A 23677-nucleotide genomic window follows, 5' to 3' on the forward strand; every position below is an offset into this window, starting at 1 on the left:
TCGGAGGTTCCGACTGCGGAAGAGAAGACCGACCAGACCGACAACGAACTGACCGACCACGAGAAGGAGGAGAAGCAGCATGCCGAGTTTGTGCGCATGGCCGACCAGAGCCTTGACCGCTTCAGGGACACCCACAGCGAACCCCAGCAGCAGTTCATCGTGGACGCCTACGTGGAGACCGGAGAAATCCCGACAGGGGAGGCCTTCGGGATCGAAGAGGTTGAGGCGGCTGTGGTCGAGACTGCGTTCAGCCAGCATCTGGACCGCAATGTCCTTCGGCAGCATGGGCTGACGCTGGCGACATACTTCGAGCATGTCGACGCGGCTGACTACCCGGCGCTCCGCAGGGCTGCGGCTAAGGGCGACTGGCACGTCTTCCACGGGCATGCTCAGGCCATAGCGACGGCCCGGAAGGCCGGCACAGCCTTCGCCGACTGACGCCCTTCCCCTTCCCCCCGATGCATCGCCCCAAGAGGTGCGTCGGGGCTGGGGTTCTAACCGATGCTCGGTTCCGCAGCGGGTGCAACTCCGCTTCAAGCCGACGTCTCGTCACATCAGACTTCAACACAACAAAAAGGAACCAACTTTGGACCACTTCACCACCACCTCCACGATTAACTCGGTCAACGAAATCCAAGACGTCTTCAACTGGTCTATCAGGACAACGCACGGCATTTTCAAAGCGCAAAGTTACCGGGCCCAAGACCGAACCTTTCTCTGGGCGCGGGTCGAGGCAGAGGAGGAACTGACGGCGCCAGCTTACGAAGCCTGATCAACCAAATCCGCGCGGCGTCAATCTGAGCCCCAAGCTCACGGGGCCGCGCGGGTCTTCCCGGGTCGTGAAGTACCGCCCCACCGCAGGGATGGTTCCGGTAAGGGAACTGTTCCGTTAACGCATTGAATTTATTTGATTTGACGAGTTTGACGACTACCCGATATCCGATGGCCGGCCACGCCAGCAGGGTGAGGCGACGACAGGAGCAAGTCCCAAAATGCAGATCGACTACAGCACCCTTGAAGTTGACGTGGCCGAGTGGATGAAGGGCCACGTTGAGCGCGTCAAGGAATGCTACGGAGAGGGTGAGGCCTATGCCGAGGCCGTAAGGTTGGTCGACGAGGACCCGTGGCAGGCCCTCCAGTGGTACGTCGAAGACATCCGGCAGGGCCTAAGCGCGGCGTGAGAACGCCTTCATGAGATGGGTCTTTTGTCCACGGCATGAGAAGATTGTGGCCGCCTGCCCCACCACCTCCAGCGCATGCTTGGCATTCCTGGCCCTCAACCGGGCTCTGGACCTTCGGCGAACGGTTCTTCCGAGCGGTCGATAGGTTCCAGCACGTTGACCGGGACCCCTTTCGCTTTGGTGTAATCTACAAGCTTCTGCACGACGTGTTCTGCGACCAAGGTGACGCCCATACACATTTCGCTCAGCTCATGTCTGGACAGGCGTATGGCGGTGCCGACCGGAAATGCACGTTCTTTCCAATGCATCCCGATCCTGACCGCCCCCCCTCGCGCTACGAACGACTGATCAGTTCCCATCGTTGCGTTGTCCATCAAAAGGTTCTGACCGTCATCGCCAACGACAGAAACACCAATCAGGCACCACCGAATGCGAAGCTCACCGCTTGGAGCATCCTCGGAAGTCACATTGCCCATTCGATGTGAGAGGCAGTTTCGAGCGAGCCGAAAGGTCTCGAACATTTCCCCCAAATCAGGATCAAGCTGCAGGTCAGGCGCCAGAACCTTGTACTGTGCGCCCACGTTCAGCTTCTCAAACTTGCGTTTCGCCTTCAGGTCTTCGATTTCGGAGTAGGTCATGGTTTGAAGGATGCGGTGGATGAAAAACGCTTCCGTCAAAAACATCGAAAAATTGTCTGCCAAATCCCTTAGACAGTTACCAATCGTCCAGCTTTCAAACTCGTCGACGTAGTGGCGCTTCGTTTCATCCGATGGGTCTGAGGGAACGAAATGGAACTGCACATTGTCAGAGAGAACGTGGGAGATTGGCGGGCTCACCATTGCGGCGTTCGTGCCCAGTCCCATGAATACGGACGCTCGCATTACCCCAAGTTCGGCTACTGCCTTCAACTTGGTGAAGTCAATTTTGAAGTTTAGCTTCGGGCGTAGTGCTTCGGCATCGTTCATGAGGGCAGACTACCAGAAAAAAGCGAACAGGACTTTGTATCTCCGTTGACAGAAGGTACACCATTCGGGCACAAAGAGGTACACCGAGCTTAACCGCTTCGGGGGAAGACACCCTCCTACCCCATTGATTTTTCACGGTAAGTTCGGGTGGAACGCCCTAGTTGGATTTGGCCATTAGCGCCGTCCGGGGGCACCAGCTTCCTCCAGACTTAGGCCACGCGACACGGCTGGCGCTAGTCCATTCTCATGCTCGGTTTGGTCGGTGATAAAGGTGCAAGGCACATCATTCGCCGATGAGATAATCGATGTCTTGGAGCTTTCGGCATCATCCTCTAGTTAGGGCATTTCTCAAAAAAAACTGATCGCTGGATTTCCGGCAGGCCTTCGAACTGAATCCGAACCACCTCGATCCTTACTCCAACCTTTTGAAAGACAAGATGCATGTTGTCGTAGTCGTGTTGGGATGTTTTGCCATCTGATCGGGTGACCGTGACGGGGTGGAGGCCTATCCCGATCTCGTCGCTGGCAACGAGTGCCGATTCAGTGACTTGATCGACCGTGGTAATCAACACTCCGCCGTGCTTGTCCAGGATGGTCGCCGTCGCCTCTCCGCCAGACGGTGCCGCAAAAGTAACTCTATCCATCGTCGGCTGAGAAAGTTCCCTGCTGCAATTCGACGACCACGCGCCCATGAGGCCAAATTGCTTCATAGGCCCTTCGATGTCACCGCCAAAGGCTGGTGCGGAAAACACCCCAGATGCCAAGAGAGCCCCGAAAAAGATGCGCATTGCCCTCCTGCACGCGTTCCCATGCCGCACGCGCAAGTTGGGCACTGAACTTAGGCACGTCTATGACCGACTCTCGAATGGTTCGCGCAGGCTGCGCCAAGGGTCGGCGGTTCGATCGCCAGCCCCAGCCCGCTACGAGGCGCGGGCAACTTGCCCAGATGCGCCCGTCCTGTTGAACGTGTTCCTCACCCTGATCGACTTATAGACATAAGCTACCCAGATGCCGATCCCAACAAACGAGGCTATTGGTGCAACCAGCGCATTGTCTGCGAGCACCCGGTTCACCGGAACGCCCAGAATTAACGCGATCCAGATCGTGTCCAGGACGAAAACGACAGGGATCGCAAGCCACTGAAGCAGAAACAATTGCGGGAACCGGTGGCTTCGCCGCAGCATCGAAACGAGCACAACGAGTTGAAGCGCCAGAAATGCCAGATTGAGAGCGACCTCGCCATACACCGCCAGCGGCCCATTTGAGAGGGTCATGAGTTGCTGGTAGGCGTCGGCCGAATTGGCGAAGTCAGCGAGTGTACGCAGCGGTGACAATGCCTGGCCGATAGCCAGCAGCATCAGCCAGCCGCCGAAGCCCACGAGAGCTTCAGGATTCTGTGACGGCTTCGCGGCGGATCGAATCGCAAAGAAAACAGGCACGCCGATTAAAAGCAGCACGATTGCCCAATGCCAGATTGAAAACGCCCCCATTTACCTCTCCCTCTTTTATACCCCTATAAGTTGTATCGGATTTCAAAACTCAACTCAAGAGGCGAACCCCGCCTGAAACCACATCTTATGCCGAAGCGACGATTTCTCCTGCCTGCTGCTGACTCCCTCACACCCCGATCGCCGCCACCAAAATCCGGTTCTGCCTGCGTATCGCGGCGCGCAGCTCCGGTATCCTTGCCTCGTCGCGCTTCACGAATTCGATGAACATCATGTTCATGTTGTTGAAGATCAGTTCGCCCAGCGCGGCACCGTCTATATCCTGCCGCACCAGGCCAATCTCCTGCAGCCGGCCGATCAATGCGCGGATCTGTTCGGTCAGCGAGTGGTCCAACTCTGTATAGGCCTGGCCGAACGGGCTGTCGGGGAGTTGGGTCGAGATAGCCATCGCCTGCCGCCACATCTCCTTGCTGAGGTAGTGCAGCGAGTGCTCGATGTAGATGCCGATCAGCGTGTCGAGCGCGTCGCCGACATTGGCCGGCGGCCTGGCGACGACGCCGCGCCCGGCATTGAGCACCTCGTTGACTTCCAACGAGACGATGGCGCCGAGGATGTCGCCCTTGTTCTCATAGTAATTGTAGATCGTGCCGATCGACACTTCCGCCTGCGCCGCGATCGCCTCGATCTTGGCGCCCTCATAGCCGGCCTCGCGGAAAAGCTCCGCGGCCGCCTCGATGATGCGCCTGTGCCGATCTGCCTTTTGCCTGGCCCGCAATCCGCTCATATCAGCCTCTTGCCACAAAAACAGAATTGACTCAATTTTAGAATTGGTTCAATTTTTTGCAAGAAGCCACAAAGGCAAGGGAGAACATTCGATGTCCGTCACATCCGCATCCGGGAATCCGCTTTCCGTCCTGAAGCGCCATCTGCACGCCGCTTGCGCCGCGACCGCACTGCTGCTTGGCGCGGGCAGCGTCGCCGAGGCCGCCGATCTCAACGCGCTGATCTGGTGCGATCATTCCGATCCCGCACTTCTGCAGCCCTTCGAGGAAGCCAACAACGTCAAGGTCAACGTCAAGGAGTTCGAGGGCACCGGCGCCGGCCTGGCTATTGTCGAACAGTCGCAGCCCGGCGACTGGGACGTGATGGTGATCGACAGCATCGACGTGCCGCGTGGCGTCGAAAAAGGACTGTTCGAGCCTTTGCCGGAAGACAAGCTGCCCTTTGCCGACCTGTTTGCGCAGGTGAAGATGGACGGCTCGACCGTCGTCGGCGGCAAGCGCTACGGCATCACCGAAAAGTTCGGCTACAACACGATCGGCTTCAACAAGACCAAGGTCGATCCGGCCGACATGCAGTCCTTGGCGTCGCTGACGTCAGACAAATACAAGGGCAAGGTCGCCATCTACGACTATTACCTGCCGGTCATCGGCATGGCGGCGCTTGCCATCGGCAAGAAGACGGCGGATCTGACCGAAGCCGATCTGCCTGCTCTCAAGGCAGAGCTTCTCAAGATGAAGGCCAACGCCAAGCTGGTCGGTGAAGTGACCGCCAGCCAGACGGCGCTGGCCACCGGCGAAGTCGACATCCTTGTCGGCGGCGGCGAATGGGTGACGGCGGGGCTGGCCAAGGAAAACCCGGCGCTGGACTTTTCCATCCCCAAGGAGGGCGCAGTGCTGTGGTCGCAGTCGCTGGCCATGTTCAAAGACTCCAAGAACAAGGACATGGCGCTGAAATTCATCCAGTACATTATGAGCCCGGAAGGCCAGGCGCGGCTTGCAACCTCCTCCTGCTACTGGGGCATGCCATCCAACACCAAGGCCGCGCTCACCGACGACCAGAAGAAGGTGCTGCGCTTCGACGAGCAGCCCGGCTTCCTCGCCCGTGCGCAAGCCTATCCGGCGCCGAACGCCGATCTCGACAAGAAGATGCAGGACATGTGGACCGAAATGCTGCAGGCGAAGTGAGCTGATACCGCTGATGAGCGCTTCGGCAAACAACCCCCAGGCAGGCCGTGCCCTGCCCTGGGCGCTGGTCACGCCGGCGCTCGGCTGGACGCTGCTGTTCTTCGTGCTGCCCTTCATCGCCATGGGGTTTTCCAGCCTGACGGCGCATGAGGGCGGTGGCTTCACGCTCGGCAACTACAGCCAGTTCTTCACCAACCCCTCCTACTGGCAGGCGATGGTGAACTCGTTGCAAGTGACGGCGATCGTCACCGTGGTCTCGGTGCTGCTCGCCTATCCCTTCGCCTGGATCCTCGCCGAACAGGTGCCGGAACGCTGGCAGCGGCTGGCGCTGATGCTGGCCGTGCTGCCGTTCTGGACTTCTTATGTCGTGCGTTCCTACTCCTGGCTGCTGGTGATGGCGCAGAACGGCGTCATCAACCGCGCGCTTACCGGTTCTGGCCTGATCGCCGAGCCGCTGCAACTCGCCAACACTCGGCTAGCCACGGTTACCGGCTTCGTGCATTTCTTCGTCATGCTGCTGACGCTGACCATTTTCGCCAATTTGAAGCAGCTCAGCCCGAGCTACCGCAAGGCGGCCGCCGATCTCGGCGCAGGGCCGGTGCGTACCTTCCTGCATGTCGTCTTGCCGCTGACCTTGCCCGGCATCATGGTCGGCGCCTTCCTGACCTTCGTGCTGTGCATCGGCGACTACATCACGCCGCAAATCCTCGGTGGCAACAACGAGTTGCTGATGCCGCAGCTGGTGATGATGCAGATCGGCAGGCGAGGCGATTTTCCGCTGGCCTCGGCGCTGTCGATCATCCTGATGGCGGTCGTAACGATCGCCTACCTTGCCTGCGCGCGCTGGCTGAAGATCGAGCGGGCCTGAGATGCGCTGGTTTGTCCGGATCGCATCCTGGGCCTATGCGCTTGCCGTCTACGGCTTCATTTTCCTGCCGGTGGTTGTGCTGGTGCTGTTTTCGCTGCAGGCGACCTCGTTTCCCATTCCGCCCTTCACCGGCCCGTCGCTGCGCTGGTACGATGCGGTGCTCAGCGATACGCGGCTGACCTCGGCGCTGGTCAATTCGCTGCTGGTGGCGTCAATCTCCTCGGCCACCGCGGTTACGCTCGGCTTCCTTTCGGCCTGGGGTTTCGCGCGCTTCGTGCTGCCGGGCTCGGGCCTGCTGCGCGGACTGATCACGCTGCCGCTGACGGTCAGCTACCTCATCATCGGCATGGGGCTACTGGTGCTGTTCAACTGGGCCGGCGTGCCGAAATCACTGCTTGCCGCCGGCATCGGCCATGTCGTGATCAATCTGCCGCTGTGCTTCGCCATCATCTACAGCCAGATGGGCGACCACCAGATCAACATCGAGCGCGCCGCGCGCGACCTCGGCGCGCCGGAATGGAAGGTGCTGCTGCTGATCACCGTGCCGGTGATGGCGCCGGCCATCTTCGCCGGCTTCTTCCTGTCGATGACCTTCTCCTGGGATGAGTTCGTGATCTCCTTCTTGCTGACGCGCTTCGAAACAACGCTGCCGGTGGAAATCTGGAACCTGCTGCGCTCCGGTCTCAATCCGAAAACCAACGCGGTCGGCTCGCTGGTTTTCGCCGTTTCCATCGTGCTGGTCGTGCTGTTCGAACTGACATTGCTGCGCAGGAGAAAAGCATGACCGCGCCTCTGGTCGATATCCGCGCCGTCTCACACCGTTTCGGGCAGCTGGCGGTGCTGAAGAACGTCTCGCTGCGGATCGAGCCCGGCAGCTACACGATCCTGCTCGGGCCGTCAGGTTCCGGCAAGACGACGCTGCTGTCCATTCTTGGCGGCTTCGTCACGCCCAGCGAAGGCAAGGTTTTCATCCGTGGCGAGGACTGCACCGCGGTGCAGCCGGCCAAACGCCCGACGACGACGGTGTTCCAGGACTATGCGCTGTTTCCGCATATGAGCGTCGGCGGCAATGTCGGCTTCGGGCTGCGCATGCAAGGTGTCGATGGTGCAACGCGGGCCGCGAAAGCGCGCGAGACGCTGGCGCTTGTCGGGTTGGCTGCCGCCTTCGACAAGAAACCACACCAGCTCTCCGGCGGTCAGCGGCAGCGCGTGGCGCTGGCACGGGCGCTGGTGATCGAGCCGGCGGTGCTTCTGCTCGACGAGCCGCTCGGCGCGCTCGACCTCAAACTGCGCCGCCAGATGCAGGACGAGTTGAAGGCAATCCAGAAGCGCGTCGGTACCGCCTTCATCCATGTCACCCACGACCAGGAAGAAGCCATGGCGCTGGCCGACCACTGCGTAGTGATGAATGACGGCCGCATCGAGGATGAGGGACCGCCCGAGCGCGTCTATGCCAGGCCAGCGACGCGCTTTTCGGCGACCTTCATGGGTGAAAGCACCATCCTTGCCGGCAAGGTCACGCAAGCCAGGGACAGGACGAGCACGGTAGAGACGCCGGCCGGAGCGGTTTTTGCGCCCAGCACCTTGCCGGTGGGCTCGGCTGTTGCGCTGGCCATACGACCGGAGCATCTTGCTTTCAATGCAGCGGGAGCCGTGAAGCTGGGAACAGCTCAGGTGCGCGACGTCGTCTTCCAGGGCAGTTTCAAGCGTGTGCTCGCGGTTTCCGCTGAGGACCCCTCGCTGCAGTTCATTGCAAAACTGCCCGCGTCAGCCACCGTCCAGCCCGGCGACACTGTTGCCGTTTCATGCGATACCGACCAGATCATCGTTTTGACGGACTGAAATGGGAAGCCTTCCGGTTATCGACGCGCCAGACTGGTACGAGACCATCCGCATGGCCGATGGCGTGACGCTGATCCACGAGCCGTGGATCAAACCTTTCTTCCGCTGCAACATGTGGCATGTGCGCGGACGCGACCGCGATCTCCTGTTCGACACCGGTCTCGGCCATTTCAGCCTGCGCACGCATGTGCCTTTGGTCAGCGAGCGCAAGCTGACCTGCGTTGCCAGCCACACGCATTTCGATCATATCGGCTGCCATCACGAATTTCCCCACCGTTGCGTGCACAGGGCCGAGGCGGAAATCCTCGCCGATCCGCGCAATGAATGGACGGCCGCCGGCACCTATGCCACCGAGGAGATGTTCGATCGCCAGCCACAGGGCTGGGACACGGCGCGCTACGGCATTTTGGCCGCGCCGGCGGACCGCCTGCTCGAGCATGGCGACATCATCGATCTTGGCGACCGCGCCTTCGAGGTGATCCACACACCTGGCCATTCACCCGGCGGCATCGCGCTCTACGAGCGAAAGACCGGCATCCTTTTGTCCGGCGACGTCATCTATGACGGCCCGCTGATCGACGACGTCTATCACTCCGACATTTCCGACTACGTCGAGACGCTGCTCGCCATGCGCGATCTCGATGTCTGCGTCGTGCATGGCGGCCATTTTCCGAGCTTCGGCAAGGTGCGCTACCGCCAGTTGATCGACGAGTATCTTGCGCAGAAACGCCAGGCCGGCTGCCACCTAAGCCAGCGCCCCTGAGAAACAGCTACGGCATCAATTCGAAATGCCGCGGAAATGCCTGATGCAGCAGCAGCAGCATGGTCTTGCGCAGCACATTGGTGTCACGGCTCGAAGGGTTGAGATGATCCCAGTACCATGCGCCGTGAACCAGATAATTCAGGCTCTCCGACAAGGTGTTGATGTCGACGTCGGAATAGCCGCCGCTGCGTGAAATCTCGATCAGAAACTCGCGCGCTTCGGCGGTGTAGGCGAGATCGCTCGGCAGGCCGATTTCATTGTAGATCTGCATGCTCTTGCGGTCGCTGGAGAAGACGACAAAAACGGAAACCCATTTCGGATGCTGCCTGGCGAAGCGTTGAGCGCATTCGACCGCGCCGAGTAGTCTTTCAACCGGCGACAGGCCCGGCGCTCGCACCAGCGTCACCCACAACTCGTCGTACCGATCGCTGAGATACTGCAGGACAGCCCGGAACAGGTTTTCCTTGCTGCGAAAGTGGAAAACCACAAGCGCATTGGACGAGCCAACATGTTCGGCGATGCGCTGCATGGTGACGCTGGCCAGGCCCTCCTCCGCGATGAGATCGATGGTGGCATCGATGATGCGCTGGACGCTTGCTTCGCCGCGCTCGCGCCGACGGTCTTTCGACACGGCATCGTTCGCCGAGCCCCTGCCCTCAGCCATTGTAGCCCTGCGTTTTTCGGCCGCGGTTGCCTCGCGTTGTGCCATTTTTCATCCGGCCTTTCGAACTGTCGGCGAGAATCCCCGGCTCACCATAGCCGACGCCGGAGATCAAGCACCAGTCGCAGACGCTGCCGTTGATCAAAGCGACGGACGTGTCTCGGCATTCCTGTACCACTGGCCCTGTGCCGTTTCATAGGCGAGTGCCGCCCGGAACACATCGGCGTCGCAATAGGTGCGGCCGACGATCTGGATGCCCGTCGGGACACGGTTCGCGGCCCAGCCCGAGGGCATGGAGAGAACCGGACAACGGCTCATCATGTTGAACGGCGTCGTCATCACCCAACCCAGCGACGGGTTCACTTGCTTGCCATTGATCTCGACGGTGTCCCTGGTGTGGTCGAACTCCGCCGGCACCGACGGCAGGGCGTTCGTCGGGCAGATCAGCACATCGTACTTTTCCAGCAGCGGGCCCAGTGTCTGGTACATTCTGGCGGCGACCTCCAGGGTTCCGACAAAGTCCGTCGCCTTCGACCTCTGACCGTCCTCGGCAAACCGGCGCGCATAGCTCGTCATGTCCTTGCCGTGCTCCTTGAGCAATTGCGCCAGCGAGGCGCCGAAGAGATGCTCAAGATAGGCCATACCGGCCTTGAGCACCTCGTCGCCCCAGCCCAGGTCGACCTCCTCGACCGTGGCGCCGAGTGACCGGAACACATCACACGCGGCAAGCGTGTTCCTGCGAACATCGTCGTCGACCTCAAACGAACCGAGGTTCATCGAGAAGGCAATTTTCCAGCCCTTGATCGGCTTGTAGTCGAGCGGCAGGCGCAGCTTGGGACGCAGCGTGGCGATGTCGAGCGGGCTCGGTCCGGCCATGACGTTCTGCAGCAGGATCGCATCCCTGACGTTTCGCGCCAGCGGTCCTGTGTGGCAATAGAAATCGAGGTTGAAGGGCGGCTCGTCGGGATTGCGGCCGTAAGGCGGCTTGAAGCCGACGAGGCCGCAGGCCGAGGCAGGAATGCGGATCGACCCGGCAATGTCCGAACCGGTGGCGATCGACGATGTGCCGGAAGCCAGCGTTGCCGCCGCGCCGCCCGACGAACCGCCTGGCGTGAAATCGCGATTCCACGGATTGCGGGTGACACCCCATCGCTTCGACCAGGTATAGCCGGCGCAGCTGAATTCCGGCGTCGCCGTGCGCGCATGCACGATGCCGCCCGCCTTGATGACGCGCTCGTTCATCGTCGAGGTATGACTGCCGATGGCGTCCTTGGTCAGCAGCGAGCCATGCGAGGTCGGCTTGCCCTTGATGTAGCTCTCGTCCTTGATGCCGATCGGCAGGCCCTCGAGCGCGCCGGTTTTGGCGCCCTTGGCGTATTTCGCCTCGGCTTTCCTGGCCAGTTCCATCGCCTCGTCAAAATGGGTGAAGGTGAAGCAGTTGATCGTCGGCTTCGTGGCCTCGGCGCGGCTGATGGTGGCCTGCATCAGTTCGACGGGCGAAAGGCTCTTGGCCTTAAACCGCCGCAGCGCTTCGCTCGCCGGCATGTAGCAGAGGTCGAGATCGGTCATGAAAGTCTCCTGCGATCGCCGGATCGCCTTGGCTTGATGGATCGAGAGGTGGCCGCGCCGCATGTCGCGGCGCGGAAAACAACGGATCAGACTATTTCTGCAGGTCGGTCCAGATTTTCGTGTAGAGCGCCTGCACATCCGGCGGACAGGCCGCCATGAACTGGCCCTTGGCGGCGAATTCGGCCGGCACGTTCACCTCCGGCGCGTCCTTCATGTCGGCCGGCATGAAGGCTTCCGAGCCCTTGATGCCGTTCGAATAGCGGGCAAAGGCCGAGATCAGGGCGGCGTTCTGCGGATCCATGATGAAGTTCTGGAACAGCTTGGCGTTGTCGACGTTCTTGGCGTCCTTGAGAACCGCGACGTTGTCCATCCAGATCGGATAGCCCTCCTTGGGATAGCCGTAGACGATCTTGTCATTCTGCAGCCGCTGGCGCAGCGAAATGCCGTTCCAGTTGACGCCGGCGGCGATGTCACCCTTGCCCAGGCCATCGACGGCACCGTAGTCGAAGGACAGCCATTTCGCCTTGGCCTCGACCAGCTTGTCGCGCACCTTCTTCAACAACACCTTGTCGTCGGTGCAATACTGACCACCTTCGTAGGCAATAGCGAGAAACATGATGTCACCCATTTCGGGCACGACATTGATTTTGCCGACCAATTCGGGCGGCGGGTCGAGGAAAATTGCCGACGTGTTCACATCGCCCGAATAGACTGATTTGTTCACCGATATGCCTGTCGTGCCCCACTGCCACGGAACCGTGTATTTGCGGCCCGGGTCGAACGGTACATCGACCCACTTGGGATCGACATTCTTGAAATTCTCCATAGCGTTGGGATCGGTTTCCAGCAGCAGCCCCTCGCTGATCCAGATGGGGACGACGCTGGCCGAGGGCACGACGATGTCGAAACCGGCGCCGCCCTGGCGGATCTTGGCGAGCGCGGTGTCGTTGGAATCGAAGTCGGTGACGGTGACCTTGACCTTGTAGGTCTCCTCGAACTTCTTGATGAGGTCGGGGTTGGTGTAGTTGCCCCAATTGTAGATGTTGAGCTCGCCATCAGCACGCGCCACACCCGTGACAGCCAGCAGCGATAGCCCGACGGCTGTCGCGGTCAGTTTCCAGTTCATGCTCGTTGCTCCCATTGTTGGGACCGGCGGCGATGCGGCCTCAGGTCCGTTTCCTGCTGAAGAAAAAGAAAGCCGTGACAATGCCGATCGACAGGACAAGGAAGACTGTCGAGATCGCATTGATTTCCGGCGTCACGCCGCGACGAATCTGGCCCAGCATGAAGGTCGGCAGCGTGTCCTGGCCGCCGGATTTGACGAATTCGGTGATGACCACGTCATCCAGCGAGACGACGAAAGCGAGCATCAGCCCTGCCAGGATGCCCGGCCAAAGCAGCGGCAGCGTCACATGCCGGAAGGCCTGCCATTTGCCTGCATAGAGGTCGGCCGCCGCCGTTTCGAGCGATAGATCCATGCTTTCGAGCCGCGCACGGATCGGCAAATAGGCGAACGGGATGCAGAAGGCGGTGTGGGCTGCGATCAGGTATCCAAGGCCCGAATAACCGGTCCAGATCTTGATGCGCGAGAACACAATCAGCAGCGCCACCGCGGTGACAATCTCCGGCACCATCAGCGGCTGGTTGATGAAGGCGTATTTGAAGGTCAGCCCGCGATATGGCTTGGTCCGGGTCGTCGCCAGAGCCGCCATCGTTGCCGTGATCGTCGCCAGGATGGCGGCGACGGCTGCGATCTGGAACGAGCGAATCGAGGATTCGATCACCAGCGTGTTGTTCCAGGCGACATGGAACCAGCGCAGCGAAAAGCCCTTCCAGATCGCCAGCGATTCGTTGTCGTTGAAGGCGAAGACGACGAGCGTGCCGATCGGCAGATAGAGGAGGAAGAAACACACCATCGCTATGGTGACGAAGCCGTTCTGCTGGCGGACATCGAAGCGCTTAGCCATGGCTGCCATCCGACCTTGTCATGTTGCGGACGTAGAACAGCAGCGCCACCATCACGATCGCCATCAGCGTGATCGACAGCGCCGCACCGAGCGGCCAGTTGCGCCCTTGGCCGAATTGCAGTTCGATCAGATTGCCGATCATCAGATTGGTGCCGCCGCCCAGCACACGCGGCGTCACATAGGCGCCGAGCGAAGGAATGAAGACTAGGATCGAGCCGGCGACGATGCCCGGCGCGACCAGCGGCACGATGATGCGCCGCAACACCTGGAACCGCGTCGCGTACAGGTCGTAACCCGCCTCGATCAGCCGAAAGTCGATCTTCTCCATGCTGGCGTAGAGCGGCAGCACCATCAGCGGCAGGAACACATAGACCATGCCGAGCAGGACGGCAAAATTCGTATACATCAGCTGGATGGGATGATCAGTGATCCGCAGCAGCTGCAGCAGCCAATTGATGAGGCCGTCATTGCGCAGCACTTCCTGCATGGCGAAGGTTCGGATCAAAAGGTTGGTCCAGAACGGGATGGTGATCAGGAACAGCCAGATATCGCGCCGGTGTTCCGGCCGTGTCGCGATGAAATAGGCGGTCGGAAAGCCGAGGATCAGCGTCAGGATCGTGGTCATGGCGGACAGTGACACCGAGCGCCAGAAGATCGACAGATGCGCACTGGCGAAGGACAGCGTGTCGTCGAAGGCGTCTCGCTGAAGCAGCACGCTCACCCAGGCGTCGGTCGAAAACTGCCATTTCACGTCGCCGTAATTGCCTGGGGTGAGGAAGGAATAGACGACCACGATCAGCAGCGGCCCAAGCGCCGCGAGGAAGACGATCAGCAGCGCTGGCGCGGAGAGCAGCCAGCGCGAGCGGATATCGTTGCGTTCGGCCTTGTCGGCGATCTCTTTCGCGGTCGCCATGACCTAATCCTTCAGCATCTGCGCGGCGGCATCGCCGATCTGAATGCCGACCTTGTCGCCGGCTTCGAAGCCGCAGCCGGCACAACGTGAATTCTGCTGGCGCACGATGAAGGGACCGCCGTCCGCCAGTCGGATATGGATATGCGTGTCGGTGCCGAAATAGACGACGGTCTCGACCGTGCCGCTCAGGTCGCCGGCGGCCTTGACCAGCCTGGCATGCTCGGGCCGCACCATCAGCGTCGCCTGGCTGCCCGGCCGGAAATCGCTGGTGGTGGTCGCGAGGATCCTTGCTCCCGAGCGCAGTGTGACCCGCGCCTTGCCATCAGCGGCGCCTTCGACCGTGCCGTCCAGGAAATTGGTCTCGCCAATGAAGTCGGCGACGAAGCGTTGCGCCGGGTGATCGTAGATGTCCCAGGGGGTACCGACCTGCAGGATCTTGCCTGACGACATCACCGCGATGCGGTCTGACATGGTCAGTGCTTCTTCCTGATCATGGGTGACGAAGATGAAGGTGATGCCGGTTTCGTGCTGCAGCCGCTTCAACTCGATCTGCATCTCCTTGCGCAGCTTGTAGTCGAGCGCCGACAAGGGTTCGTCGAGCAAGAGCACCTTCGGCTGCGGCGCCAGCGCCCGCGCCAGCGCCACCCGCTGCTGCTGGCCGCCGGAAATCTGGCTGGTGCGGCGGCTCTTCAATTTCTGCATGTGGACGAGCGTCAGCATCGCATCAACGCGCGCCTCGATCTCGGCCTTGGGCTTGCCCAGCATCTTCAGGCCGAAGCCGATATTCTCGGCCACCGTCATATGCGGGAACAGCGCATAGGACTGGAAGACGGTGTTGACCGGGCGCTTGAACGGCGGCAGCGGCGCGATGTCCTGGCCGTAGAGCAGGATTTCGCCGGCGCTCGGAAAATCGAAGCCGGCTATCAGCCGAAGCAACGTTGTCTTTCCGCAACCGGATGGGCCGAGCAGCGTGAAGAACTCGTTTTCGCGGATGGAAACTGAAACGTTGTCAAGGGCTCGGACCGCGTCCTGGCCTGTCCCCTGGAAAACCCTAGTGACGCCCTTCGCCTCAACGGCTGGCCGCATGGCTGTCAAGATATTCCCCTCCTTAGTGGCCATTCACGGGCGGATGCCAGCTGGCCAACTTGGTAATCTGCGCCAGGATTAATTATAACTAACCATACAGTCAATATCTTTTTGTCATTGCGCGGATGCCACGACACCGGCGGGGCGGCCGATGCGCTGCCTCCCCAAACGTGCTATGGTCACAGAAGAGGCCATTGATGGATTGGGGCAAGCTCTGGCGTATTCGCAGCGGCTTGTGGGCTTGGGTCAGGATCATGCGCCTTCTTGTGGCGACCGTGCTGCTGATAGCCATGTCGTTCTTTTCCGCCGCGCGCGGCGAAGAGCGGCTCGCCTTGGTTGTGGCCAATCCGGGATATGAGGGCTCGCCGGCGATCGCCAACGCCGAACCTAGTGCCGAACTCGTTGCGACCAGCCTGCGGTCACTCGGCTTCACCGTGCGACAAGTCTCTGATGGCGACCGCGCCGATGTCGCGCACGCCATGTATGATTTCGCCAAATCCCTGGCCGACCCGGATGCCGTCGGCATCTTCTACTATGTCGGCCATACGGCTCAGGCCAATGACAGGAACTATCTGCTGACGCGCGGCTCGCGGACCGATTCCAAGGAAGCGGTAGACCAGACGGCATTGCCTCTCGACCTGTTCACGAAGGCGCTTGAGGCGACACCGACATTCAAGGTGGTTTTGCTGGATAATCTCGGCGACGGAGACTCCTCCGCCCCAGGTGTGGTGCGGGGTCTGGCTGCGGTTGGTCCGCTGCCCAACGGCATCGTCGCCTTTTCCGCTCAACCAGGAAGCGTCGCACTGAATGGCGCTGGACCGGTCACGGTGTTTGCCGATGCGCTGGCAGCCGCACTGGCCAGAAAAGGCGTGAGCATCCAAGCCATGATCGCGTCGGTCAGCCAAGGCGTGGCAGACCAGACGCTCGGCGCCCAGCGGCCATGGACAGGCCCTGGCCTGTCGGCAGACTTCGTGCCAACGCCGGACAATCCGATTGCCGCCGAGCCAGCACCGCCGGAGCCGGCTGGCGCGGCGCCACAAGCGGCTGCCCCGGAAGCAGTTGCTTCCGAACCGGCACCGCCACCGATGCAGAGTGGCGCCAATGAGGGCGGCGACAATAGCCCACCGGCCAGCCCCGATTCCGCAAATGAAGGTTCGAGCGCCGGAAGCAGTGACTATGGCTCCGGCAATTTCGATGGCGGCAGCCAGGAAGTCCCTCCGGCGGATGTTGCACCGGGCTCCGGCAATCCCGACGCCATGACGGGCAACAGCGCCGATGAGGCAGCCCAATACGAGGAATACAAACGCCAGGAGTTGCAGCGCCAGCAAGATGAGGAGCAGGCTCGGCAGCAGTACGAGGAGCAAAGGAAATATCAGGAGGATGCCGCCAAGTCGTCGGCCGCCGCCCAGAACAATCTCGCCGATACTTATCCGAAGGGCGGCGCAGCCGCCGGTGCGGAGCCTGCTCAACCGCCCGATGCGCAGTCAAGCACCGAGCCGCCACCGCCGCCCGTCGACCAGGCGGAGATTGCGCCGGGAGGCGGCGATAACGCGTCATTGCCCGCACCAGCATCGGCTGCAACCGGCGCCGAGAGCCCGCAAGAGGCGGCGGCGCCAGCGGATGTCGAACCACCTCCGCCACCCCTCGATCAGGTGGAAAATGCTCCCGGGGACGCAGGCGGCTCGCCTGCCCCACCTCCGGCAACTGCCCCTTCGCCGTCGGGGAATGGGGCTGAAGTCGAAGTGGTCCGCCATCCGACTATCGACGCACCAGACGAAGTGGTGGCCGGTGAGACGGTGACCGTTTCTATTGCCTTGACCGAAGAGCAACTGACACCGGAGGTGAAGGTGAAAGCGGCGCCGGGATCGTCGGTGACGGCGGATGGCGCGCTGGCCATGGCGATGCCGGCAGGCACCGACCAATGGCCCATCGACATCGACCTCTTCGCTACGGGCTTTGACCTTGCCGACGGCGGCAAATGGAGCCGGCAGACCACCCTCTATCGTGAAGGTGACAGCGACTTCGTCCGCTTCGACCTCAAGGCGCGGCCAATTGCAAAGGACAGCAAGCCAAGCCAGTTCATTGCCCGAATCTACAGTGCGGGAAAATTCCTGGGATCGGCGTCGCGGCCCGTTATCGTGCAACGAGCAGCGCCGGTTGAGGCCGCCGCGCCAAGTGCCACGGCCCAAAGGACGGCCGCACCCGCCATGTTGATGCTCGCCTCCGCTCCGCCCCAACAGGCGCTGACCGGTAGCGTCCAACTCGGCAATGCCGCAGCCGACGAGGTGCCCGACCTCGATGTCACCATCCTCTATGACGATCCAAGCGGATTGGGCCCGGGCCAGATCATCATCCATTCGCCGCATCTGGCTGGACCGGTGACCGATACATTCTCAACACCGCCGCAAATGGCGACCTGGCTTGATTCCGAATATCGCCGCTTGCTGCAACTCGGCCTCGGTCTGCGCAGTGCGGTGTCGCTGCAACAGCCTGCCGCAAGCAGCGACCCCGAAGCGCAAAAGCGCTTCGTCACGCTGGCCGCCGAAGGTTTCGGCGATGCGCTCTACAAGGATTACGTGCCGCAGGCATTCAAGGATGTGTTCTGGTCGCTGCGCGACAAGGGCGAACTGCATTCGATCCAGATCACCTCGAACAGTCCCACCCTGCCCTGGGAGTTGATCCGCCCGCAAAGCGCCGATGGCGCAACCCGCGATGGTTTCCTCGGCATGAATTACCGGCTGGCGCGCTGGGCACCGCGCAGCACCTCCTCGCAGGTCGACAACCCACTGGACCGGATGGCTTTTACCGGCGTTGCCGCGGTCGCTCCTTCCTATGTCGACAAGCAGTCACTGCCGTTCCAGGAAGTCGAGATCGACGCGCTGAGCAAGCTCGCCGGCTACCGCCGCTTCGGTGGCGATTTCGTCTCCTTCGAGAAACTGGTCGGCGAGGTGTCGACCGGCTTCATCCATTTTTCGGGTCACGGCGAGGTCAATCAGCCGAGCAGCGGCCGGCCGGTTTTCGCCATTGACCTCGCCGACCAGTCGCTTGACCCCGACACGTGGGGTGCGCTGGTTGCCGCGGCACACGGCAAGGGCAACCCGTTCTACTTCTTCAATGCCTGCGACACGGGCAAGTCCCAGATGCTCGGTGGCTTCGTGCAGGGATGGGGTCCCGCAGTGCTGGCGGGCGGCGCGTCCGGCTTCATCGGCGGCATGTGGCCTTTGACCGATCGCGCCGCCGCTGCCTTTTCAAGCGATTTTTACGGCGGCATCAGCACCCGGCTCAAGGATGGGCCGGTTTACCTCGCCGAGGTCCTGAAAGGTGTTCGCAAGCGCTTCTATGAAACCGGCGACCCGACCTATCTTGCCTACACTTTCTACGGCAACGCCAACCTTCAGGTGGTGACACAGTAGGCGGCAGCTTGCGCCCCGACAGGGCCGAAATCCAATCATCAGTCGGAAATGATTGTCGGAAGCGAGATCACATAGCGCGGTGACACCGATCCCCTCCGGCGTCTCCTCCACAGCCTCAGCCGCTCTCTCCAACTGACTGGAAGCTTCTCGTAGACCGGGGGAGCCAGGCCGGCGAGCTCATAGTAGCCGTCGAGAATGTTGGTGCGCAGCAATTCGCGCTCCTGGGTGTAGAAGCTGAAATGGGCAATGATCAGGTCGCCAAAAATCTTGCCCGGCCGGTCCAGTTTTGCCGGCAGCGTCGCCGACAGCCACTCTTCCTCATCGCTGCCTGACGGCGGATGGAAACCCTCTCCAAGACCGACAATATCCGATCCGAAGAAACCGATTGCGTTGATCGAGAAGCGCGACAGCCTGATCTCCCGGTCAGGCACACGGAAGTCATCAAGCCGGTTGGAGCGGACAGCTTCGATGAAGAAGGGATGAAGCGCCTGCGGAAAGCTGGCATAGGCCCAGGAAAATTCGCAACAAGCCTGGCATGTCAGCGGCCCGTCTACCACCACCCTGGAAAGCTGTTTGATCAGCGAATTGCAGATTGCGTTGTTGATGATCAACGGCGCGTACCAGATAGCCGATCCTCTTTCGGCCATGACCCTTGCCATGAATTTTTGAAAGAAGCCGTCCTCGACAAAAACCACGTCATCGTCGAGGCGAAGGTAGAAGGCATCGGGGTCGTCGCAAAAACGGTAGAAGTCGCCGATGACATTGACCCCGCCATTGGCATGCGGAAGTTTTTTTATCCGGCAACGTGGGTCGGAAGCGGCCAGTCGTTGCAGGTAGGCCCGATCGGCCTCGTTGCGGCAGTTGTCCCACAGGTGCCATTCGTACACCTCAGGACTTTTAAGGACATGGTGGCTGAGCAGGCGAAGATATTTCTCGCGGCCGGCCGGGGTCACAACAATCAATTTCATAACGTCCCGTCCCGAAATGGTTGCGTGTTTTGGTCAGCGCGGCAGCCGTGTTGCGACTCCAGGTTCGCGTTGTATTGCAAATCGCAGCGCCCGACATCTGCCTGATAATGCCAGACGAACAATTCGCTCTCACCCGTGGCTCTTCGCATTGATCCGGCTTTGGTGTAGGGGCTCGCCATGACGGCCTTGGACCAAGACATCGGTGGCGAAAGCAAAACCTTGACGGGGGCCAGCCGCAATCTCGTCATCGTCAGGGCCGGCGACAACTCTCTCCATCGCGGATGGGGTGCGGGCGATCCAGAATGCGTGTTTGATCTGATCGTCAGTTACTACGGGTCCGATCCCCTGGCATTTCGGCAGCCCCATGAAAACAGGGTCGACTACATCGGAGGCAAGTGGGATGGCCTCCACGCCTTGCTCGTTCAGAAGCCGGAACTCCTTGATCGCTACCAGTATATCTGGTTTCCGGATGATGACCTGGAAGCAGACCGGACAACGATCGAGGCGATGTTCGCCAACATGAGACGGCTCGACCTCCACATTGCCCAGCCGGCGCTGACGCCGGACAGCTACTATAGCCATCTGCCGTTTTTGCGCTCCAAAAGTTTCGAATTTCGTCTGATCGACAAGGTCGAGATCATGGCCCCGTGTATGAGATCGGACGTGGCAGGCAAGATGCTACCTCTTTTCAAGGGATCCATGAGTGGGTTCGGTCTCGATCACCTGTGGACGAGGCTTGCCGAGCAGAATCTCGGGAAATCGGCTGTCTTCGACGCCTTGACCGTCCGCCACACGCGGCCGGTTGGAATTCATCTGGCGACAACAATACTCAAGTCCGGCCGGTCGGCCGAGGCGGAATACCGCCAGTTGGCGATGCGATACGGCTTAGGCGAGTTCTTTCCGCTGTCTTATGGCGCCGTCGACCACGCAGGCAGGTGCTGGCGATCACGATCCATGATCGGCCTGCGCATGATGGCCGACTATTTTGTCGAGCGAAAGGATTTCCGGCGGGCGTTTCGGCCGAAGAAGCTGTTGTGGCGCTTTCTGCGCAGACAATGCGCCGAACCGATCGACCTGTCGCAGATCGTGCTCGACGCATGAGGACGACAGAGCCGCGAATAGACAAGGATTTTATCGGGGAAGCCGACATCCTCATAGTCGGCGCGGGTTTTTATGGCGCAACGCTTGCCGAGCGCATCGCCACGAAACTCGGCCGGCGCGTGCTGGTGATCGACCGGCGCCGGCACATCGGCGGCAATGCCTATACCGAACAAGATCCCGCCACCGGCGTCGAGGTTCATTGCTATGGACCGCATCTGTTTCACACATCCAACGAGGACGTCTGGAACTACCTGCGCGGCTTCACCGATTTTACGGCCTATCGCCATCGTGCGTTCTCGACCTATCGCGACAAGGTCTATCCGCTGCCGATCAACCTCGCCACGATCTGCCAGTTCTTCGGCAAGCGGCTGAGCCCGGACGAGGCACGTAGCCTGATTGCCGGGCAAGCGGCCGAGCTTGGCGACCGCCAGCCGGCCAATCTCGAGGAGAAGGCGATCTCGCTCGTTGGCCGTCCCCTCTACGAGGCTTTCATAAAGGGCTACACCGCCAAGCAATGGCAGACTGACCCACGCGAACTTCCGGCGCAGATCATCGCCCGCTTGCCGGTCCGCTACACATTCGAAGACGGCTATTTCAACGACCGCTTCCAAGGTCAGCCTGTCGACGGCTATACGGCGATCTTCGAAAAGATGCTCGCGCACGAGCTCATCGAAGCACGGCTTGGCGTCGATTTCTTCGATATCAAGCCCTTGCTGCCGAAGGACCTGCCGGTTGTCTACACCGGTCCAATCGACCGCTATTTCGACCACTCAGAGGGCGAACTCGGCTGGCGAACCATCGATATCGATCTCCAGGTCATGGACACGCCGGACCATCAGGGCGCGGCGATCATGAACTATGCCGACGAAGCCGTGCCCTACACCCGCGTCGTCGAATTCAGGCATTTCAATCCGGAACGCCAGCACAAGAGCGACAAGACCCTCATCGGCCGCGAGTATTCCCGTTTTGCCGGCCGCACCGACGAACCCTATTATCCGATCGACACACGCCGGGATCAGGCGATTTACCGTCGCTATCTGGAACGGGCCGCAGCGGAGCGAAACCTGCATCTCGGAGGACGGCTGGGCACCTATCGGTACCTCGACATGCATCAGGCGATCGGCGCGGCGCTGAAGGCTTTCGAAACCGTGTTCGAACCCTATTTCACCGGCAGGCTTGATTCTCTTTCGCGGTTGCCATGACGGGCCGGGCCGCAAGATTTTGGATCCTCAGGCTGACGCCGCCGAGCTGCCGTCAGTCACAATCTGCCGCCGGAACCATTCGAAGGTGCGCTGGATCCCTTGCTGATAGCCGATCGTTGCCTCCCATCCGGGAAGAACCTGCCTTGCCAGGGTCAGGTCCGGGCACCGGTTTGTCGGATCCTGCGGGACAGGCGCATGGTGTTCGATGCGGCTGCCCGGAACCAGCGAGCAGACGAATTTCGCGGTCTCGAGAACCGAGATCTCGCGGTTGTTGCCGATGTTCAGGGGACCCCGGTGCGAGATCAAGTCGCGCCAGAAGAACCGCTCCAGGCCATCGACGATATCGTCGACATAACCCCAGCTGCGCGACTGGGAGCCGTCGCCATAGACGGTGAGGATTCCCGTCGTCAGAGCCTGACTGATAAAATTCGAAACGGCGCGGCCGTCATCGACGCGCGTTCGCGGGCCATAGGTGTTGAACAGCCTGACGACGCGGACATCGAGCCCGCTGACGCGCTGTTCTTCGAACAGCAACGCCTCGGTGCAGCGCTTGCTCTCGTCATAGGAGGCCCTTGGCCCGGTGCAGTCCACGGACCCCCGGTAGCTTTCCGGTTGCGGCGACACCACGGGATCGCCATAGACTTCCGAGGTCGAGGCAAAGCAGAAGCGACCGCCGGGCTTTAGCAGCGACAGAAGATTGAGCGCGCCGCCTATGTTGGCCCTGATCGTGCGGGCCGGCTCGCGCATGTACCATACGGGCGAAGCCGGTGACGCAAGATGGATGATCTCATCGAAATGCTGGCCGGACGTGAAGCTCTCGGCATCGGCGATCTGCAGGGTGAACCGCGGATCCGCGACATGGGCAATGTTGTCGCGCAATCCGGTCCATAGATTGTCGACAACGACCAGTTTTTCCAGATCATTGCGCCGCAGCAGGCGATCGACGAGATGAGAGCCGATGAAGCCGCAGCCACCAGAAATCAACACGCTGCGCCGCATGTGCACTCCCCTCCAGAAACACGGCCGACCAACGCGCCGCAAGGTTGTTTCCCAAGGGTGATGGGAACAGGGTCCTGTCCAGATCCGACAAGTCTTCTAGCAGTGCTTTGATCGATGCCGCAATTGCAACGATCAAACTTGTGTTGCGCCAGCCGGTGTTCGGTCGCCAAGGGATGAACTGCATGCAGCGAAGGACCGGGCGGCGGCAGTGCTTGCATGGCCTTCGGTTAAGGTATTGCGCGATCTACAGCGCCCTTTGCGGGCAAGGCATTCCGATAGCATCGCCGCAGCGTGATGCTGTGGGCAGTGGTCTGATGCTCATCTCTTCCGACTGGCGTACCAGCTCGGCGAAGATCAGCGCGAAGCTGCCCAGCATGACAAAAACGATGATCAGGCGTGTTACCGGCAATATGTCGGCCTCATCTGGCTGGTGCGTGCCCTCCGAACATCAGGATGTTCCCAAGGGTCATGCGCACAGGTCAAAAGTGCCACAGCGCCCATTTGCCGTCCCGAAGGATACGGCGGTACTGCGGGCGCCCCCACGCCATTCATGCCGGCTAACATGATCGATCCGGCTTTACGAGAGTTTAAGCTCCGTCTTAACCATCACATTCGTTCGTGCCCTGTCATGAAAAGCGATCCGCCTGCCCGGGCGTCGCTGTCGCCGCTTTGCCGGCTCGCACAACGGCTCTCTTTGCAGACCCGCCCGCCCCATGCTACCCCGACGCTGGCGCGGCCGGACCTGCCACAGCCAATCGGTCGCG

23 protein-coding genes are annotated in these 23677 nt (G+C 60.9%); 11 read left to right on the forward strand and 12 right to left on the reverse strand.

Features of this window, described 5'->3' with window-relative positions; all coding sequences use genetic code 11:
- The first annotated feature begins 96 nt into the window (after positions 1 to 96).
- From A3A9_RS0100530 to A3A9_RS0100540, 3 genes are all read left to right on the forward strand, one after another.
- Positions 97 to 438 carry a hypothetical protein gene (locus A3A9_RS0100530; protein ID WP_027057044.1) on the forward strand — a complete coding sequence of 114 codons (342 nt, stop codon included), beginning with the start codon at positions 97 to 99 and terminating at the stop codon, positions 436 to 438.
- Between the two features lie 148 nt (positions 439 to 586).
- Positions 587 to 772: a hypothetical protein gene (locus A3A9_RS0100535; protein ID WP_027057045.1), complete on the forward strand. Its 186-nt coding sequence runs from the start codon at positions 587 to 589 to the stop codon at positions 770 to 772.
- A 220-nt stretch (positions 773 to 992) separates the two neighbouring features.
- Entirely contained in the window at positions 993 to 1181 is a 189-nt protein-coding gene (locus tag A3A9_RS0100540) for a hypothetical protein (RefSeq protein ID WP_027057046.1), read from the forward strand.
- Between the two features lie 95 nt (positions 1182 to 1276).
- Here the strand turns inward: A3A9_RS0100540 and A3A9_RS0100545 are convergent, their stop codons facing one another.
- From A3A9_RS0100545 to A3A9_RS0100560, 4 genes are all read right to left on the reverse strand, one after another.
- A complete protein-coding gene (locus tag A3A9_RS0100545; RefSeq protein ID WP_027057047.1) occupies positions 1277 to 2146 on the reverse strand; it encodes a hypothetical protein in 870 nt (289 codons plus the stop codon).
- A gap of 332 nt (positions 2147 to 2478) precedes the next feature.
- Entirely contained in the window at positions 2479 to 2934 is a 456-nt protein-coding gene (locus A3A9_RS0100550; RefSeq protein WP_027057048.1) for a hypothetical protein, read from the reverse strand.
- Between the two features lie 132 nt (positions 2935 to 3066).
- A complete protein-coding gene (locus tag A3A9_RS0100555) occupies positions 3067 to 3636 on the reverse strand; it encodes a DUF2569 family protein (protein WP_027057049.1) in 570 nt (189 codons plus the stop codon).
- 127 nt (positions 3637 to 3763) lie between these two features.
- Entirely contained in the window at positions 3764 to 4378 is a 615-nt protein-coding gene (locus tag A3A9_RS0100560; protein WP_027057050.1) for a TetR/AcrR family transcriptional regulator, read from the reverse strand.
- 91 nt (positions 4379 to 4469) lie between these two features.
- Between A3A9_RS0100560 and A3A9_RS0100565 the strand changes: the two genes are divergently transcribed.
- Genes A3A9_RS0100565 through A3A9_RS0100585 form a run of 5 tightly spaced genes read left to right on the forward strand, consistent with a single transcriptional unit; the run spans position 4470 to position 9034 of the window.
- Positions 4470 to 5561 carry a polyamine ABC transporter substrate-binding protein gene (locus A3A9_RS0100565; RefSeq protein ID WP_027057051.1) on the forward strand — a complete coding sequence of 364 codons (1092 nt, stop codon included), beginning with the start codon at positions 4470 to 4472 and terminating at the stop codon, positions 5559 to 5561.
- Between the two features lie 13 nt (positions 5562 to 5574).
- The gene (locus A3A9_RS0100570; protein ID WP_027057052.1) at positions 5575 to 6429 is read left to right on the forward strand and encodes an ABC transporter permease; all 855 of its coding nucleotides are present in this window, start codon (positions 5575 to 5577) and stop codon (positions 6427 to 6429) included.
- A 1-nt stretch (position 6430) separates the two neighbouring features.
- On the forward strand, positions 6431 to 7213 hold the full coding sequence (locus A3A9_RS0100575) for an ABC transporter permease (RefSeq protein WP_027057053.1): 783 nt from the start codon (positions 6431 to 6433) through the stop codon (positions 7211 to 7213).
- A complete protein-coding gene (locus A3A9_RS0100580; RefSeq protein ID WP_027057054.1) occupies positions 7210 to 8271 on the forward strand; it encodes an ABC transporter ATP-binding protein in 1062 nt (353 codons plus the stop codon). Before A3A9_RS0100575 ends, A3A9_RS0100580 begins: the two co-directional genes overlap by 4 nt.
- A 1-nt stretch (position 8272) precedes the next feature.
- Positions 8273 to 9034, forward strand: a complete 762-nt coding sequence (locus A3A9_RS0100585) for an MBL fold metallo-hydrolase (RefSeq protein ID WP_027057055.1) — start codon at positions 8273 to 8275, stop codon at positions 9032 to 9034.
- Positions 9035 to 9041: 7 nt separating this feature from the next.
- Here the strand turns inward: A3A9_RS0100585 and A3A9_RS0100590 are convergent, their stop codons facing one another.
- The 6 genes from A3A9_RS0100590 to A3A9_RS0100615 form a co-directional block, all read right to left on the reverse strand.
- Positions 9042 to 9698 carry a TetR/AcrR family transcriptional regulator gene (locus A3A9_RS0100590; protein WP_245278948.1) on the reverse strand — a complete coding sequence of 219 codons (657 nt, stop codon included), beginning with the start codon at positions 9696 to 9698 and terminating at the stop codon, positions 9042 to 9044.
- A gap of 138 nt (positions 9699 to 9836) precedes the next feature.
- Positions 9837 to 11264 (reverse strand): amidase, encoded by a 1428-nt coding sequence (locus tag A3A9_RS0100595; protein WP_027057057.1) that lies wholly within the window; start codon positions 11262 to 11264, stop codon positions 9837 to 9839.
- A gap of 91 nt (positions 11265 to 11355) precedes the next feature.
- Positions 11356 to 12390, reverse strand: coding sequence for an extracellular solute-binding protein (locus A3A9_RS0100600; protein ID WP_027057058.1), 1035 nt, complete (start codon positions 12388 to 12390; stop codon positions 11356 to 11358).
- Positions 12391 to 12430: 40 nt separating this feature from the next.
- On the reverse strand, positions 12431 to 13231 hold the full coding sequence (locus tag A3A9_RS0100605; RefSeq protein WP_027057059.1) for an ABC transporter permease: 801 nt from the start codon (positions 13229 to 13231) through the stop codon (positions 12431 to 12433).
- Positions 13224 to 14144, reverse strand: a complete 921-nt coding sequence (locus tag A3A9_RS0100610; RefSeq protein ID WP_027057060.1) for an ABC transporter permease — start codon at positions 14142 to 14144, stop codon at positions 13224 to 13226. The genes A3A9_RS0100605 and A3A9_RS0100610 overlap by 8 nt, the downstream gene beginning before the upstream one ends.
- Before the next feature lie 3 nt (positions 14145 to 14147).
- Positions 14148 to 15230 carry an ABC transporter ATP-binding protein gene (locus A3A9_RS0100615; protein ID WP_027057061.1) on the reverse strand — a complete coding sequence of 361 codons (1083 nt, stop codon included), beginning with the start codon at positions 15228 to 15230 and terminating at the stop codon, positions 14148 to 14150.
- Positions 15231 to 15484: 254 nt separating this feature from the next.
- Between A3A9_RS0100615 and A3A9_RS0100620 the strand changes: the two genes are divergently transcribed.
- Complete coding sequence (locus tag A3A9_RS0100620; protein ID WP_033838248.1) at positions 15485 to 18643, forward strand: caspase family protein; 3159 nt, start codon at positions 15485 to 15487, stop codon at positions 18641 to 18643.
- 38 nt (positions 18644 to 18681) lie between these two features.
- Here the strand turns inward: A3A9_RS0100620 and A3A9_RS0100625 are convergent, their stop codons facing one another.
- Positions 18682 to 19611, reverse strand: a complete 930-nt coding sequence (locus tag A3A9_RS0100625) for a hypothetical protein (RefSeq protein WP_027057063.1) — start codon at positions 19609 to 19611, stop codon at positions 18682 to 18684.
- Between the two features lie 177 nt (positions 19612 to 19788).
- Between A3A9_RS0100625 and A3A9_RS41665 the strand changes: the two genes are divergently transcribed.
- Positions 19789 to 20712, forward strand: a complete 924-nt coding sequence (locus A3A9_RS41665; protein ID WP_051370637.1) for a DUF707 domain-containing protein — start codon at positions 19789 to 19791, stop codon at positions 20710 to 20712.
- Entirely contained in the window at positions 20709 to 21914 is a 1206-nt protein-coding gene (glf, locus tag A3A9_RS0100635) for a UDP-galactopyranose mutase (RefSeq protein WP_051370639.1), read from the forward strand. The genes A3A9_RS41665 and glf overlap by 4 nt, the downstream gene beginning before the upstream one ends.
- A gap of 27 nt (positions 21915 to 21941) precedes the next feature.
- Here glf and A3A9_RS0100640 read toward each other — a convergent pair whose 3' ends face one another.
- Entirely contained in the window at positions 21942 to 22913 is a 972-nt protein-coding gene (locus A3A9_RS0100640; protein WP_027057065.1) for an NAD-dependent epimerase/dehydratase family protein, read from the reverse strand.
- Between the last annotated feature and the right edge of the window lie 764 nt (positions 22914 to 23677).

It is taken from the genome of Mesorhizobium loti CJ3sym (genome assembly GCF_000472785.1).
In the GTDB taxonomy this organism is placed as follows: domain Bacteria; phylum Pseudomonadota; class Alphaproteobacteria; order Rhizobiales; family Rhizobiaceae; genus Mesorhizobium; species Mesorhizobium loti_E.

What these genes read in the sequence shown, in the direction of transcription:
- A3A9_RS0100530 (WP_027057044.1), top strand. Translation starts at nt 97, where the DNA reads ATGGCCGACCAGAGCCTTGACCGCTTCAGGGACACCCACAGCGAACCC.
- A3A9_RS0100540 (WP_027057046.1), top strand. Translation starts at nt 993, where the DNA reads ATGCAGATCGACTACAGCACCCTTGAAGTTGACGTGGCCGAGTGGATG.
- A3A9_RS0100545 (WP_027057047.1), bottom strand. Translation starts at nt 2,146, where the DNA reads ATGAACGATGCCGAAGCACTACGCCCGAAGCTAAACTTCAAAATTGAC.
- A3A9_RS0100550 (WP_027057048.1), bottom strand. Translation starts at nt 2,934, where the DNA reads ATGCGCATCTTTTTCGGGGCTCTCTTGGCATCTGGGGTGTTTTCCGCA.
- A3A9_RS0100555 (WP_027057049.1), bottom strand. Translation starts at nt 3,636, where the DNA reads ATGGGGGCGTTTTCAATCTGGCATTGGGCAATCGTGCTGCTTTTAATC.
- A3A9_RS0100560 (WP_027057050.1), bottom strand. Translation starts at nt 4,378, where the DNA reads ATGAGCGGATTGCGGGCCAGGCAAAAGGCAGATCGGCACAGGCGCATC.
- A3A9_RS0100565 (WP_027057051.1), top strand. Translation starts at nt 4,470, where the DNA reads ATGTCCGTCACATCCGCATCCGGGAATCCGCTTTCCGTCCTGAAGCGC.
- A3A9_RS0100570 (WP_027057052.1), top strand. Translation starts at nt 5,575, where the DNA reads ATGAGCGCTTCGGCAAACAACCCCCAGGCAGGCCGTGCCCTGCCCTGG.
- A3A9_RS0100575 (WP_027057053.1), top strand. Translation starts at nt 6,431, where the DNA reads ATGCGCTGGTTTGTCCGGATCGCATCCTGGGCCTATGCGCTTGCCGTC.
- A3A9_RS0100580 (WP_027057054.1), top strand. Translation starts at nt 7,210, where the DNA reads ATGACCGCGCCTCTGGTCGATATCCGCGCCGTCTCACACCGTTTCGGG.
- A3A9_RS0100585 (WP_027057055.1), top strand. Translation starts at nt 8,273, where the DNA reads ATGGGAAGCCTTCCGGTTATCGACGCGCCAGACTGGTACGAGACCATC.
- A3A9_RS0100590 (WP_245278948.1), bottom strand. Translation starts at nt 9,698, where the DNA reads ATGGCTGAGGGCAGGGGCTCGGCGAACGATGCCGTGTCGAAAGACCGT.
- A3A9_RS0100595 (WP_027057057.1), bottom strand. Translation starts at nt 11,264, where the DNA reads ATGACCGATCTCGACCTCTGCTACATGCCGGCGAGCGAAGCGCTGCGG.
- A3A9_RS0100600 (WP_027057058.1), bottom strand. Translation starts at nt 12,390, where the DNA reads ATGAACTGGAAACTGACCGCGACAGCCGTCGGGCTATCGCTGCTGGCT.
- A3A9_RS0100605 (WP_027057059.1), bottom strand. Translation starts at nt 13,231, where the DNA reads ATGGCTAAGCGCTTCGATGTCCGCCAGCAGAACGGCTTCGTCACCATA.
- A3A9_RS0100610 (WP_027057060.1), bottom strand. Translation starts at nt 14,144, where the DNA reads ATGGCGACCGCGAAAGAGATCGCCGACAAGGCCGAACGCAACGATATC.
- A3A9_RS0100615 (WP_027057061.1), bottom strand. Translation starts at nt 15,230, where the DNA reads ATGCGGCCAGCCGTTGAGGCGAAGGGCGTCACTAGGGTTTTCCAGGGG.
- A3A9_RS0100620 (WP_033838248.1), top strand. Translation starts at nt 15,485, where the DNA reads ATGCGCCTTCTTGTGGCGACCGTGCTGCTGATAGCCATGTCGTTCTTT.
- A3A9_RS0100625 (WP_027057063.1), bottom strand. Translation starts at nt 19,611, where the DNA reads ATGAAATTGATTGTTGTGACCCCGGCCGGCCGCGAGAAATATCTTCGC.
- A3A9_RS41665 (WP_051370637.1), top strand. Translation starts at nt 19,789, where the DNA reads ATGACGGCCTTGGACCAAGACATCGGTGGCGAAAGCAAAACCTTGACG.
- glf (WP_051370639.1), top strand. Translation starts at nt 20,709, where the DNA reads ATGAGGACGACAGAGCCGCGAATAGACAAGGATTTTATCGGGGAAGCC.
- A3A9_RS0100640 (WP_027057065.1), bottom strand. Translation starts at nt 22,913, where the DNA reads ATGCGGCGCAGCGTGTTGATTTCTGGTGGCTGCGGCTTCATCGGCTCT.